The sequence below is a fragment of the Xanthomonas sp. SHU 308 genome, assembly GCF_000364645.1.
In the GTDB taxonomy this organism is placed as follows: domain Bacteria; phylum Pseudomonadota; class Gammaproteobacteria; order Xanthomonadales; family Xanthomonadaceae; genus Xanthomonas_A; species Xanthomonas_A sontii.
Genome location: NZ_AQOK01000128.1, coordinates 1 through 14,069, shown reverse-complemented (window position 1 = coordinate 14,069; position 14,069 = coordinate 1). Strand labels below are relative to the sequence as shown.

8 protein-coding genes are annotated in these 14,069 nt (G+C 66.8%); 7 read left to right on the top strand and 1 reads right to left on the bottom strand.

Annotation, left to right across the window (positions count from 1 at the left end; translation table 11 throughout):
• From D588_RS0105640 to D588_RS0105630, 3 genes are all read left to right on the top strand, one after another.
• Positions 1 to 1,366 (top strand): glycoside hydrolase family 125 protein (locus tag D588_RS0105640; protein WP_017915281.1); only part of this gene is annotated, 1,366 nt, incomplete at its 5' end.
• Positions 1,367 to 1,496: 130 nt separating this feature from the next.
• A complete protein-coding gene (locus D588_RS0105635) occupies positions 1,497 to 3,839 on the top strand; it encodes a GH92 family glycosyl hydrolase (protein ID WP_017915280.1) in 2,343 nt (780 codons plus the stop codon).
• A 134-nt stretch (positions 3,840 to 3,973) separates the two neighbouring features.
• Entirely contained in the window at positions 3,974 to 5,824 is a 1,851-nt protein-coding gene (locus D588_RS0105630) for a beta-galactosidase family protein (protein ID WP_017915279.1), read from the top strand.
• Between the two features lie 488 nt (positions 5,825 to 6,312).
• Here D588_RS0105630 and D588_RS24100 read toward each other — a convergent pair whose 3' ends face one another.
• The gene (locus D588_RS24100) at positions 6,313 to 6,804 is read right to left on the bottom strand and encodes a hypothetical protein (protein WP_017915278.1); all 492 of its coding nucleotides are present in this window, start codon (positions 6,802 to 6,804) and stop codon (positions 6,313 to 6,315) included.
• A 592-nt stretch (positions 6,805 to 7,396) separates the two neighbouring features.
• Here D588_RS24100 and hsdR point away from each other — a divergent pair.
• The 4 genes from hsdR (at position 7,397) to D588_RS26420 (ending at position 14,066) form a co-directional block, all read left to right on the top strand.
• Positions 7,397 to 10,870 (top strand): type I restriction-modification system endonuclease, encoded by a 3,474-nt coding sequence (gene hsdR, locus D588_RS0105620; RefSeq protein ID WP_017915277.1) that lies wholly within the window; start codon positions 7,397 to 7,399, stop codon positions 10,868 to 10,870.
• Positions 10,871 to 10,958: 88 nt separating this feature from the next.
• Entirely contained in the window at positions 10,959 to 12,161 is a 1,203-nt protein-coding gene (locus D588_RS0105615) for a Fic family protein (RefSeq protein ID WP_017915276.1), read from the top strand.
• A complete protein-coding gene (locus tag D588_RS0105610; RefSeq protein ID WP_017915275.1) occupies positions 12,158 to 13,696 on the top strand; it encodes an N-6 DNA methylase in 1,539 nt (512 codons plus the stop codon). Before D588_RS0105615 ends, D588_RS0105610 begins: the two co-directional genes overlap by 4 nt.
• Positions 13,689 to 14,066 carry a hypothetical protein gene (locus D588_RS26420; protein WP_198526731.1) on the top strand — a complete coding sequence of 126 codons (378 nt, stop codon included), beginning with the start codon at positions 13,689 to 13,691 and terminating at the stop codon, positions 14,064 to 14,066. The genes D588_RS0105610 and D588_RS26420 overlap by 8 nt, the downstream gene beginning before the upstream one ends.
• Positions 14,067 to 14,069: the final 3 nt, after the last annotated feature.

The window sequence follows — 14,069 nt, the reverse complement described above, 5'->3', positions numbered from 1 at the left end:
CGCCGCCGCGGCCTCGGCCTCCGCCGCGCTGCCCAGCAAGCGGCCGCCGCCGGGCAAGCGCCGCTTCGTCAGCGCCGCGGTCGAGCGCCAGTTGCGCACGGTCAAGGCCGGCATCGCCGATCCGCGCCTGGCCTGGCTGTTCGAGAACTGCTACCCCAACACCCTCGACACCACCGTCGAGACCGGCACCCGCAACGGCAAGCCGGACACCTTCGTCATCACCGGCGACATCGAGGCGATGTGGCTGCGCGACTCCTCCGCGCAGGTGCATCCCTACGTGCCGCTGGCCAAGCGCGACCCGGCGCTGCGGCGCATGTTCCATGGGCTGATCCAGCGCCAGGCCGCCTGCATCCGCCTGGATCCCTATGCCAACGCCTTCCTGCCCGACGGCACCAGCCAGCGCCTGAAGTGGTCGGTGGCCGACATCACCGAGATGAAGCCCGGCGTCGGCGAGCGCAAATGGGAAGTGGATTCGCTGTGCTACCCGATCCGCCTGGCGCACGAGTACTGGCGCGCCAGCGGCGATACCGCGCCGTTCGACGACGACTGGCGCGAGGCCATGCACGTGGTGGTGCGCACCTTCCGCGAGCAGCAGCGCCTGCACGGCCGCGGCCCGTACAGTTTCCAGCGGCCCTCGCCGCTGGCGACCGAAACCCTGGTGCTGGACGGCTACGGGCAGCCGACCCGGCCCAACGGCATGATCCACTCGATGTTCCGCCCGTCCGACGACGCCTGCCTGTACCCGCTGTTCGTCCCCGCCAACCTGTTCGCGGTGACCTCGCTGCGGCAACTGGCGACGATGAGCGAGGCGCTGCATCACGACGCCGCCTTCGCCGGCGAGTGCCGCGCCCTGGCCGACGAAGTCGAGACGGCCACCCGAAAGTTCGGGCAGATGCGCGACGCCGACGGTCAGCCGTTCTGGGCCTACGAGGTGGACGGCTACGGCAACCAGTTGTTCATCGACGACGCCAACGCGCCCGGCCTGCTGAGCCTGGCTTATCTGGGCTGCTGCGATCGCCGCGATCCCGTGTTCCTGCGCACCCGGCAACTGGCCTGGAGCGAGCGCAACCCGTACTTCTATCGCGGCCGCGCCGCCGACGGCGTGGGCAGCCCGCACAGCGGCCTGGGCACGATCTGGCCGATGTCGCTGATGCAGTACGCCCTGGCCAGCGACGACGACGCGCAGATCCGCCAGTGCCTGCAGTGGCTCAAGACCACCGACGCCGGCAGCGGCTTCATGCACGAAGCCTTCGACAAGGACAACCCGAGCACCTTCACCCGCGACTGGTTCGCCTGGGCCAACACCCTGTTCGGCGAACTGATCATCGACCTGCACCAGCGCAAGCCGCAGTTGCTGAAGGCCTGACGCGATCACTGCATCTGTGGGAGGCACTTCAGTCCCGACGGGCCTGACCGACAACGCGTCGGGACGGAAGTCCCTCCCACAACAGCAAACATACCCCCACCGCACCGCTGCACACCCCGAGGACAGCACCATGGCCACACGACGCGGTTTCCTGCAGGGCGCCATCGCCCTGGCCCTGTTCGGCAGCAGCGGCATCGCGCGCCTGGCGCAGGCACGCGCCGGCAGCTACGCGCTGCCGGCCGATGCGCGCGCCAAGGCCGAGCTCACCCGCAACGTCGACGTGTTCATCGGCACCGGCGGCCACGGCCACACCTTCCCCGGCGCCACGCTGCCGTTCGGCATGGTGCAACTGAGCCCGGACACCTACAACGCCGACTGGGACGCCTGCTCCGGCTACCACGCCGACGACGGCTCGATCATGGGCTTCTCGCACACCCACCTGTCCGGCACCGGCATCGGCGACATGCTCGATTTCCTGGTGGTGCCGGCCACCGGCGCGGTGAAGCTGCAGCCCGGCACGCGCGAGCACCCCGAGACCGGCTACCGCTCGCGCTTCGACCACGCCGACGAAGCCGCCTCGCCCGGCTACTACCGCGTGCGCCTGAAGGACAGCGGCGTGCATGCCGAACTCACCGCCACCGCGCGCGCCGGCCTGCACCGCTACCACTTCCCCAAGGGCAAGCCAGCGCACCTGCTGCTGGACCTGTGCCACGGCATGCAGGACAAGCCGGAGATCCCCGCCCGCGTCGAAGACGCCAGCCTGCGCCTGGTCGACGCGCAGACCGTCACCGGCGGCCGCCGCGTCTACCAGTGGGCCAAGGGCCGCTACATCTACTTCGCCATGCGCCTGTCGCGGCCGTTCGCCAGCGCGCAGCTGTATGCCGACGACCAGCCGCTGGCCGCGAGCGCGCGCAGCGCCGACGGCAACCGGCTGAAACTGGCCCTGCACTACCCCGATGCCGCCGACGCGCCGCTGCTGGTCAAGGTCGGCATTTCCGCGGTCAGCGCCGAGAACGCCCTGGCCAACCTCGACGCGGAACTGCCCGACTTCGACTTCGCCCGCGTGCATGCCGCCGCCGTGGCCGAATGGGAAAAGGAACTGGGCCGCGTGCGCATCGACAGCGACGACGAGGCGCAGCGCCGCATCTTCTACACCGCGCTGTACCACAGCCTGATCGCGCCGACCCTGTTCAGCGACACCGACGGCCGCTACCGCGGCATGGACCTGCAGGTGCACCAGGCGCCGGCCGGTTACCACAACTACAGCACCTACTCGTTGTGGGACACCTACCGCGCCCTGCATCCCTTGCTGACCCTGGTGCAGCCCGAGCGCGTGCCCGACCTGGTGCAGTGCCTGGTGCGCGGTGCCCACGAATGCCCGCAGGGCGTCGCCATCTGGCCACTGCAGGGCGTGGAGACCGACTGCATGATCGGCTACCACTCCGCCGTGGTGCTGGCCGAGGCGCATGCCAAGGGCTTCACCGGCATCGACTGGAAGGCCGCCTACCCGGCGTGGCGCAAGCGTGCGATGGACGACGACGTGCACGGCCTGGCGCTGTACCGGAAGATGGGCTACATCCCCTGCGACAAGGTCGACGAATCGGTCAGCCGCACCCTGGAATTCGCCTACGACGACTGGGCGGTGGCGCACCTGGCGCAGGCGGTCGGCGCCGACGACGATGCCAGGCACCTGCGCGAACGTTCGCGCCAGTACCGCAACGTGTTCAACCGCGAGAGCCGCTTCGTGCAGCCGCGGCTGAGCGATGGCCAGTGGGCCACCCCGTTCGATCCGCGCGCGATGGGCCATAGCGCGCAATGGCGCGACTTCACCGAGTCCAACGCCTGGCAGGCCACCTTCCTCAACCAGCACGACCTGTACGGTTACATGGACCTGTTCGGCGGCCGCGACCACTTCGTCGCCAAGCTCGACGAACTGTTCACCACCAGCTCCGAGCTGCCGGCGGACGCGCCGCCGGACATCGACGGCATGGTCGGCCAGTACGCGCACGGCAACGAACCCAGCCACCACGTCGCCTATCTCTATGCCTACGCCGGGCAGCCGTACAAGACCCAGGCGATGGTGCGGCGGCTGCTGCGCGAGCAGTACCACGACGCGCGCAACGGCCTGTCCGGCAACGAGGACTGCGGGCAGATGAGCGCCTGGTTCGTGCTCAGTGCGCTGGGCCTGTACGCGGTGGACCCGGTCAGCGCCAACTACGTGCTGGGCAGCCCGCTGTTCAAGCGCGCCGAACTCGACGTAGGCAATGGCCGCACCCTGCGCATCGTCGCCCACGGCAACAGCGCGGCCAACGTCTACATCCAGAGCGCGCGCTGGAACGGCAAGCCCTACACCCGCAGCTGGCTGCGCCACGCCGACCTCGCCGCCGGCGGCACGCTGGAACTGGAGATGGGGCCCAAACCCAACACCGCGTTCGGTGCGGGCAAGGACGATCTGCCGCCATCGTTTAGCTGACGGCCGGGAATCGGGATTGGGGAATCGGGATTGGTGGTTCCCCACATCCGCGCCTGTGCGTGACCCGATGCACGACGGCGCGCGCTCCGGTCGTCCTACTGTCGCACTCGCATCGCTTTTTTCGAGAATCCCCCATGCCGCGTAAGACCCTCGCCGCTCTCGCCCTCGCCCTGGCGTTCGCCCTGCCCGCCACCCACGTGCGCGCGGCCGACAGCGGCACCGCCTGGCCCGCCTTCGCCACCCAGGGCGATCACTTCATCCGCGACGGCAAGCCGTACCAGGTCATTTCCGGCGCCATCCACTTCCAGCGCATCCCCCGCGCCTACTGGAAGGACCGCCTGCAGAAAGCGCGAGCGATGGGCCTGAACACGGTGGAGACCTACGTGTTCTGGAACCTGGTGGAACCGCGGCCGGGCCAGTTCGACTTCAGCGGCAACAACGACATCGCCGCCTTCGTCGACGAAGCCGCCGCGCAAGGCCTCAACGTGATCCTGCGCCCCGGCCCGTACGTGTGCGCCGAGTGGGAAGCCGGCGGCTACCCGGCGTGGCTGTTCGCCGAGCCCGGCATGCGCGTGCGCAGCCAGGATCCGCGCTTCCTCGCCGCCAGCCAAGCCTACCTGGACGCGCTCGCCGCCCAGGTCAAACCGCGGCTCAACGGCAACGGCGGCCCGATCGTCGCCGTGCAGGTGGAGAACGAATACGGCTCCTACGGCGACGACCACGCCTACATGCGCCGCAACCGCGCCATGTTCGTCCAGGCCGGCTTCGACAAGGCGCTGCTGTTCACCGCCGACGGCCCCGACGTGCTCGCCAACGGCACCCTGCCCGACACCCTCGCCGTGGTGAACTTCGCCCCCGGCGACGCCAAGAACGCCTTCGAGACCCTGGCCAAGTTCCGCCCCGGGCAACCGCAGATGGTCGGCGAATACTGGGCCGGCTGGTTCGACCAGTGGGGCGAGAAGCACGCGGCCACCGATGCCACCAAGCAGGCCAGCGAATTCGAATGGATCCTGCGCCAGGGCCACTCCGCGAACCTCTACATGTTCGTCGGCGGCACCAGCTTCGGCTTCATGAATGGCGCCAACTTCCAGAAGAACCCCAGCGACCACTACGCCCCGCAGACCACCAGCTACGACTACGACGCCGTGCTCGACGAAGCCGGCCGCCCCACCCCCAAGTTCACCCTGTTCCGCGACGCCATCCAGCGCGTCACCGGCATCGCCCCGCCCGCGCTGCCCAAGCCGATCCGCTTCGCCGAACTCCCCACCACGCCGCTGCGCGAATCCGCCTCGCTCTGGGACAACCTGCCCGCCCCGGCCGCCACCACCGACACCCCGCAGCCGATGGAGCGCTACGGCCAGGCCTACGGCTACATCCTCTACCGCACCACCGTCACCGGCCCGCGCAAGGGCAGCCTGTACCTGGGCGAGGTGCGCGACTACGCCCGCGTCTACGTCGACCGCACACTGGCCGGCAGCGCCGAGCGCCGCCTGCAGCAAGTGGCGGTGGACGTGGACATCCCCGCCGGCCCCCACACCCTCGACGTACTGGTGGAGAACACCGGCCGCATCAACTACGGCGCCCACCTGCCCGACGGCCACGCCGGCCTGGTCGACCCCGTCCTGCTCGACGGCAAGCCCCTCACCGGCTGGCAGACCTTCCCCCTGCCGATGGACGACCCGAGCAAGCTCACGGGCTGGACCACGGCCAAGATCGACGGCCCCGCCTTCCACCGCGGCACGGTAAAGATCGGCACGCCTGCCGATACGTTCCTCGACATGCGCGCCTTCGGCAAAGGCTTCGCCTGGGCCAATGGCCATAACCTGGGAAGGCATTGGAATATCGGGCCGCAGCGGGCGTTGTATTTTCCGGCGCCTTGGCAGCGCAAAGGCGGCAATAGCGTGATTGTGTTTGATCTGGATGGCGTGGCGGAGGCGAGTGTGCGTGGGGTTAAGGGGCAGGTTTGGAGTGCGCCCAGTAATTGAGTTACTCGCGGAGCGCGCCGCCGGGTAAAGCTAGATGGCGCGGCATAAAAAAACTTGTCTACAAATTGAGGCCGCTGCGAGCAGCTTCCCCAAGCCCCGTGATCCTTTGCCTGATCGATGACGTGGACCGTGAAGCGGACCGCGCCGTCGAAAACCGACCGTCACCCCCGCGCAGGCGGGGGCCCAGCGCCTTCCCACAGCAAAGGCGCAAGACACTGCGCTCCCTCCCCCAGGTCATTCCCGCGAAAGCGGGAAGCGCTCCACAGCGGTCCGAAGGACCGATCATCCAAGGACTTTCGAATCGAACGCGGCGGCGCCCGTTCCCGCCTTCGAGAGCACCAATCGGATGTTCCGAAGAAAACTTTGGCCTTGAGCAGGAACATTACGACGAAGAAGCCCCCTGAAACCCACTGCGAATCAGCGCCGACCATGCAAGGCCAGTCGATCCAAGGCGAGACCTCCCTGCCCCACCCCACCTGCCTCATGGATCAGTGCAAGCGCTCGCCGCCCACGGCCTGCGACACCCGCCCCACCGCATAGACCGCCCGCTCCTCGCGCACATCGCTTTTCGGCAATGGATGGCGCAGCGGCTGGCTTTCAATCTGCGTCAGCAGCGTACGCACTTCGGCCACCGCATCGAAGATCACGTCGCCCATTTCGGGCGGCGTCTTGCCGGCGCGCTTGGTCGCATCGCCGACCGCCACCACCCGCACGTGGGCCGAGACAGTCTCGACCAGCAGGTTGAGCCGGTCGATCTGTTCCAGCGTGACCCGGAATCCGCCGCCCACTGCTTGCGCCACCTCGGCAATGGCATCGGGCCGGGTAACACCCGTCTTGCCGGTACGTTGCGCTGGGTAGGACACCTCGTCCAGCACCAGGTCCACCTGATCGGCGAGCAGCTCCAGGCAGAATGCCAGTTCGCCCATGCGCACCTTCGGCTCGGCGGCACGCTCTTCGGCTTGCGTGCGCGGCTGCGCCATGCGGGCCAGGAACCTGACGTGGTCGCTCAGCCTCGTCAGCCGGAACTGGCTTTCCTCCGGCAGGAAATAGCCCCGGGCATGTCTTCGTCATCCAAACGGTCGTACGACATCGCTGCCTCCTCGTTCCATCGAAGTGACCCGTCCGCCGCGAACGGCGGACGGGAAGTCGGGAGGCTCGAAACCGCTTACAGCCGGCGGGCTTATTCCCCTTGCGGGTGTTGTATTCACCGCCCTCCCGACGCAGGCATCGCGTCGGTTGCGCCTGCAAAACATGCAGGCACAAAAAACCCACCGGTTTATCGGAGGTGGGTACCGCTGTAAGCGGAGTTTCGAGGCTCCGTGGCTCGAGAATGCTACTGGCAACCAGCCACGTCAAGACTTCCTTACGCCGACGAACGGGTGATTGCCCGGACCTGCTCAAATGGATAAATAACGACAAAAACCATTGCTACGCCTGCCGATGGATGTAGCCAGATCGCGCGGCACGATCATCACCCTGCATCCAGGCCCGATACCCACAACACACGGCGTGGCCTACTATTCGCATCACAAGATGCCATTGGCCGCCCTGCCCCTCAGTACGGATACGCGAGTGACTGTCGACAGCAACTTTTCCTTCCTGCAGGAACACGATCCGGTCTTCTTCAAACTGGCCTCGATGGCCGAGCAGGTCTTTGCCAGTGATCCCAACACCACGCTAATCAAGCTCCGGCAGTTCGCCGAAGCACTTGCCCAGGATCTCGCGGGACGTGCCGGCATCATCCACGACCAACGGACAACCCAGGCAGATCTGATCTACCAGCTCGCGCGCGAGCTACGCCTGGACCGGCGGATCCAGGAGCTGTTCCACGTGCTGCGGGTCGAGGGCAACAAGGCGACCCACGGCTTCACCACGCAACACCGCGAAGCGATGGATGGCCTGAAGGTCGCCCGCGACCTGGCGGTCTGGTATCACCGAGCCTTCGGCAGGAACGCCGCCGAATTCAAGGCCGGTGCTTTCGTGCCCCCGAAGGATCCAGCCGCGCCGTTGCGCGAAGTGCAGGCCGAAGTCAGTCGCCTCAGAGCGGAGCTGGATACCGCCCGCCAGCAACACGACCAGAGCCAGGCGCTCGCTGAACTCAAGGACCGCGAAGCCAAGCTCAACGCCGAGCTCGCCGAAGCGATGGATGTCGAAGCGCGTGAGCAGTCGGCGCTGGCAGTTCAACGCGAACAGGAACTGCAACGGCTTCGCCAGGACTTCGAACAGCGCCTCGCCAACCTGCAACAGCCCGACACCGCCCGCCAGGCCGCCACCCAGCAGGTCGCCGGCGCCACCCAGCAGGCCAGCAACAACTTCGACCTCAGCGAAGACCTCACCCGCATCCTGATCGACCAACAGCTGCGCGAGGCCGGCTGGGAAGCAGACTCGCTCGATCTCACCCACGCCAAGGGCATCCGCCCGGAAAAAGGTCGCAACCTCGCCATCGCCGAATGGCCCACCAAGGTGCCGCGTGCCAACGCCGACTATGTGCTGTTCGCCGGCCTCACCCCGGTCGCCATCGTCGAGGCCAAGCGCAAGCAGATCAACATCGCCGACCGGATTCCCCAGGCCGAGCGCTACGCGCGCGATTTCGTGATGCGTGGCGAGCTAGCCCCCGCCTACCCGGCCACCAGCTCGATCGCAGGCTGGGCCGATGGCCAGGGCGGCCATTTCCAGGTGCCGCTGGCATTCGCTTGCAACGGCCGTCCTTATATCAAGCAGCTGGCCGAGCAATCGGGCATCTGGTTCCGCGACCTGCGCTCACCGGCCAATCTGCGGCGCCCGCTGCAGAAGTTCCACACGCCCGAGGACATCGCCGATCTGCTCACCCGCGATCGCGACCAGGCCGAGCGCGACCTGGCCCAGGAAGGCTTCGCCTACCTCAACCTGCGCGACTACCAGCAGCGCGCGATCGAGGCAGTGGAAGGCGCGCTGGCATCGGGCTCACGCAACTGCCTGCTGGCGATGGCGACCGGCACCGGCAAGACACGCACGATGATTGGCCTGATCTACCGTTTGCTCAAGGCCGAGCGCTTCCACCGGATTCTGTTCCTGGTCGACCGCTCCGCGCTCGGCACCCAGGCCACCGAGACGATGCAGGACATGCAGTTGGAGCAGAACCAGACGCTGGCGCAGATCTACAACCTCGATGGCCTGGGCGATACCCGCACCGCCGATGAGACCCGCGTGCAGGTCGCCACGGTGCAGGCGATGGTCCGGCGCATTTTCCAGTCCGATGACCCGCCACCGATCGGCACCTTCGACTGCATCGTCGTCGACGAAGCCCACCGCGGTTACACGCTCGACCAGGAAATGACCGAAGGCGAGCTGGCCGTGCGCGACCACGCGCAATACCTGTCGCAGTACCGCCGCGTGCTCGATTACTTCGATGCCTGCCGTATCGGCCTGACCGCCACGCCGGCCAAGCACACCACCGAAATCTTCGGCAAGCCGATCTACACCTACAGCTACCGCGAAGCAGTGGCAGATGACTGGCTGATCGACCACGAGCCGCCCATCCGCTACATCACCGCGCTCGGCAAGAACGGCATCCACTTCGATCGCGGCGAGCGCGTCAGCGTCATCAACACGCAGACCGGCGAAGTCGATACCGCAGACCTGGAAGACGAGCTCGACTTCAATATCGAGTCGTTCAACCGGCGTGTCATCACCGCGGACTTCGACCGGGTCGTCTGCGAGCAGCTCGCCATCGAACTGGACCCGGACGGCGAGGAAAAGACCCTGATCTTCTGCGTCAACCAGCCCCACGCCGAACGCGTCAAGAACCAGCTGGACGAGGCCTTCAAACAGGTCCATGGCGATTACTACAACCAGGCCAGCGTCGCGGTGATCACCGGCAAAAGCGACAAGGTCGACCAGCTGATCCGCAACTACAAGAACGAGCGCTACCCCAATATCGCCATCACCGTCGACCTGCTGACCACCGGCATCGATGTGCCGCGTATCGCCAACCTGGTGTTCATGCGCCGGGTCCGCTCGCGCATCCTCTACGAACAGATGAAGGGCCGCGCCACCCGCCGCTGCGACGACATCGGCAAGACCGTGTTCCGCATCTTCGATCCGGTCGATCTGTACGCCGCGCTCGAAGACGTCGACACCATGCGCCCGCTGGTCAAGGACCCCAACATCAGCATCGAGCAGCTGGTCCACGAGCTCGGCCAGCAGCGCAGCTTCGATGCCCCCGGCAGCGACGGCGGCAGCCATGCCGACGACGCGCTCGACCAGTTGAGCCAGCGCATCATGCGCGTGCTGCGCAAGGCCCAGCATCGCGCCGAGCAGCGCCCGGACCTGCGCGACAAGCTCAGCGAGTTGGAAACATCCTGGGGCGTGGCGCCGGCCGTGCTGCACGCCCACCTGCACAAGCTCGGCGCGCGCAATGCCGCCAGCTTCCTCCGCGAACACCCGCGCCTGGTGGAGCAACTGGGCGAAGTGGGCGTGCTGCTGGGCACCGACCGCTACCCGGTCATTTCCGAACACACTGACACCCTGCTCGAACGCGCACAGAACTACGGCGTCAACGAAGCCCCGGCCGATTACCTGGACAGTTTCAACGCCTTCATCCGCGAGCAGATCAATCAGTCCGCCGCGCTCAGCGTCATCGTCAACCGCCCCCGCGACCTCACCCGCGCCCAGCTGCGCGAGGTGCGCCTGCTGCTCGACCAGCACGGCTACAGCGAGGCCCACCTGCGCGGCGCGTGGCGCGACAGCACTCAGCAGGAGGTCGCCGCCAGCATCATCGGCTACATCCGTCGCGCAGCGCTGGGCGAGGCATTAGTGCCGTTCGAGCAGCGTGTCGACAAGGCCATGCAGGACATCTATGCCCAGCGCAGCTGGACGCCGGTGCAGCGGCGCTGGCTCAAGCGGCTGGCCCAGCAGCTGATACACGAGGTGGTGATGGACCGCGACACCGTACAACGCAACTTCAGCGGCGACGGCGGCGCCCTGCAGTTGGACCGCCTGCTCGATGGCCGGCTGGACCAGATCTTGGGCGATCTGGGTGAGCATCTGTGGGATCAGACCGGCTGAGTCGGTGGTTCACACTGGCATATGAGCCGATTAGTCGGGATAATCGGCTCATCTAAAGAGCCAATTAATCCAGCCAATCGGCTCACCAATGTCCAACCGAACAACCGAACCTCGCCCCCGCTGGATCTGGCAGCAGCCCGACTGGCCTCGCTTCCACTGGCAGGCCGATGCCCTGGCGGCACTGCTGCGCGACTGCCAGCATGCCCACGGCCAGCTGCTCGGCATGGCCGGCGCGGTCGCCGGCGACCAGCAGGCCGCCGAAGCGCTGGACACCCTGCTCTCCAACATCGTCACCTCCTCGGCCATCGAAGGCGAGCGGCTGGATGTCGGCTCGGTACGCTCCTCGCTGGCCCGCCATCTGGGCCTGGCCGAAGACAGCCCGCGCCGCACCACTGGCCGCAGCGAGGGGCTGGCCGAGCTGATGCTGGACGCCACCGGCCGCGCCGACGCCCCGCTGGACCTGCCCCGCCTGCTGCAATGGCACCGCTGGCTGTTTGCCGAACAGGACAGCCTGCTGCCCAGTCGCATCCGCATCGGCGCGCTGCGTGGCGATGCGCCGATGCAGGTCGTCTCCGGCCGGCTCGACCGCCCCATCGTCCACTTCGAAGCCCCGCCGCGCGACGGTCTGGACGCCCAGCTCGCCGCCTTCCTCGGCTGGTTCGCCAGCTCGCGCACCGACGCCACGCTGGACCCGCTGCTGCGCGCCGGCATCGCCCATCTGTGGTTCGTCACCCTGCACCCGTTCGACGACGGCAATGGCCGCCTCACTCGCTCACTCACCGATCTCGCCCTGGCCCAGGCGCAACCGCAGGCGATCCGCCTCCATGCACTGTCGGCCAGCATCCTCGCCGACCGCAGCGGCTACTACCGCAGCCTGGAAACCACCCAGAAAGGCTCGCTGGACATCACCGGCTGGCTGCGCTGGTTCCTCACCACCCTGCACGACAGCCTGGTGCAGGCACTGCACCGCATCGATCGGGTATTGGCCAAAGCACGCTTCTGGCAGCAGCATCACGCACAGCCGCTGTCGGCCGAACAGGTCAAGGTGCTCAACCGCCTGCTCGATGGCGGCGAGCGCGGTTTCGAACACGGCATCAGCGCCTCGCACTACCAGGCCGTGGCCAAGGTCTCCAAGGCCACCGCCACCCGCCACCTGGCCGACCTGCTGGAAAAAGGCTGCCTGCGCCGCCTGCCCGGCAGCGGCCGCAGCACCCGTTACGCCATCAACACGCCGGCCTCCAGCATCGCGCTGCCGGCCCGCACCACTTCAGAACAAGGCAGCACCCCATGACCCATAACGACATCGTCCAGAAACTCTGGAACCTCTGCGACGTCCTGCGCGACGACGGCATCAACTACAGCGACTACGTCACCGAGCTGGTGCTGCTGCTGTTCGTCAAGATGGAATACGAGCAGGTGCAGAACAATCCCAACTTCGAGCACAAGCTGCCCGCCGGCAGCCGCTGGCCCGATCTCAACGGCAAGTCCGGCCTCAACCTGCTCAACCACTACCGGCAGATGCTGCTGGACCTGGGCCAGAGCAGCGATCCGATGATCGCCGCCATCTACGCCGACGCGCAGACCCGCCTCAAGGAACCGCGCCATCTGGAAACCCTGGTCACCGCGCTGGACGGGCTGGACTGGTTCAGCGCGCGCGAGGACGGCCTGGGCGATCTTTACGAAGGCCTGCTGCAGAAAAACGCCAACGAGACCAAGTCCGGCGCCGGCCAGTACTTCACCCCGCGCCCGCTGATCGACGCCATCATCCGCTGCCTGCAGCCGCAGCCCGGCGAAACCCTGCAGGATCCGGCCGCCGGTACCGCCGGCTTTCTGATCGCCGCCGATGCCTACATCAAGGCCAACACCAACGCTCTGTACACGCTCGACAACAAGGCCCGCCGCTTCCAGCAGCACAAGGCCTATACCGGCATGGAGCTGGTGCCCGGCACCCGCCGCCTGGCGCTGATGAACTGTCTGCTGCACGGCATGTCCGGCGAAGGCGCCGGCGTGGTCCAGCTCGGCAACAGCCTCGGCAATGCCGGCGCCGCCTTGCCCAAGGCGGACATCATCCTGTCCAACCCGCCGTTCGGCACCGCCAAGGGCGGCGGCGGCCCCACCCGTGACGACCTCACCTACAAGACCAGCAACAAGCAGCTCGCCTTCCTGCAGCACATCTACCGTGGCCTGAAGCCCGGTGGCCGTGCCGCCGTGGTGCTGCCGGACAACGTGCTGTTCGAGGCCGGTGTCGGCACAGACATCCGCCGCGACCTGATGGACAAGTGCACCCTGCACACCCTGCTGCGCCTGCCTACCGGCATCTTCTACGCGCAGGGCGTCAAGACCAATGTGCTGTTCTTCCAGAAAGGCACCGCCGCCAACCCACGCCAGGACACCGGCTGCACCCAGGCCACTTGGATCTACGACCTGCGCAGCAACATGCCCAGCTTCGGCAAGCGCACCCCGTTCGGGCCGACGCACCTCAAACCGTTCGAGCAGGCCTACGGCACCGACCCCAACGGCGCCAGCCCACGCACCGATGAAGGCGAGCAAGGCCGCTTCCGTTGCTTCACCCGCGCCCAGATCGCCGAGCGCGGCGACTCGCTGGATATCAGCTGGCTCAAGGACGCCGACAGCGTCGATGCCGACAGCCTGCCCGCGCCCGAAGTACTGGCCGCCGAAGCGATGGCCGAACTCAGCGAAGCGCTGCGCGAACTCGACGCGCTGATGCAGGCGCTGGGCGCCGGTGATGAGGCGCTGGAACAGAAGCGGCTGCTGGCCGAAGTGATGGGGCTGGAAATGACCAGCAGCGAGGTGGACGGTGAGTAAGTTGCCGGCTGGGTGGAGCGAGACGGAAATCGGCTCAGTCAACACTTATAGGTCGGAGACTCTGAATCCTGCGAAGGCTCCATCGCAACCTTTTGAGCTTTACAGCGTCCCCGTCTTTCCAAAGCGGAAGCCCGAAATTGTCGATGGAAAGGATATCGGCTCCACCAAGCAGAAGGTGGAGCCTGATGACGTTCTTCTTTGCAAAATCAATCCTCGTATCAACCGCGTTTGGCTAGTCGGTAAGAAGAATGATCATGAACAGATTGCTTCATCTGAGTGGATCGTTATCCGTCAACCACTGTTCGACCCCGCTTTCATCCGTTTCCAACTTCAGGTGAGCCACCCCCGATTTCTCGGACAGGTTAATTAGGGA

Excerpts from the sequence above, each read along its gene's own strand:
- D588_RS0105635 (WP_017915280.1), top strand. The coding sequence starts at position 1,497 with ATGGCCACACGACGCGGTTTCCTGCAGGGCGCCATCGCCCTGGCCCTG.
- D588_RS0105630 (WP_017915279.1), top strand. The coding sequence starts at position 3,974 with ATGCCGCGTAAGACCCTCGCCGCTCTCGCCCTCGCCCTGGCGTTCGCC.
- D588_RS24100 (WP_017915278.1), bottom strand. The coding sequence starts at position 6,804 with ATGGCGCAGCCGCGCACGCAAGCCGAAGAGCGTGCCGCCGAGCCGAAG.
- D588_RS0105615 (WP_017915276.1), top strand. The coding sequence starts at position 10,959 with ATGTCCAACCGAACAACCGAACCTCGCCCCCGCTGGATCTGGCAGCAG.
- D588_RS0105610 (WP_017915275.1), top strand. The coding sequence starts at position 12,158 with ATGACCCATAACGACATCGTCCAGAAACTCTGGAACCTCTGCGACGTC.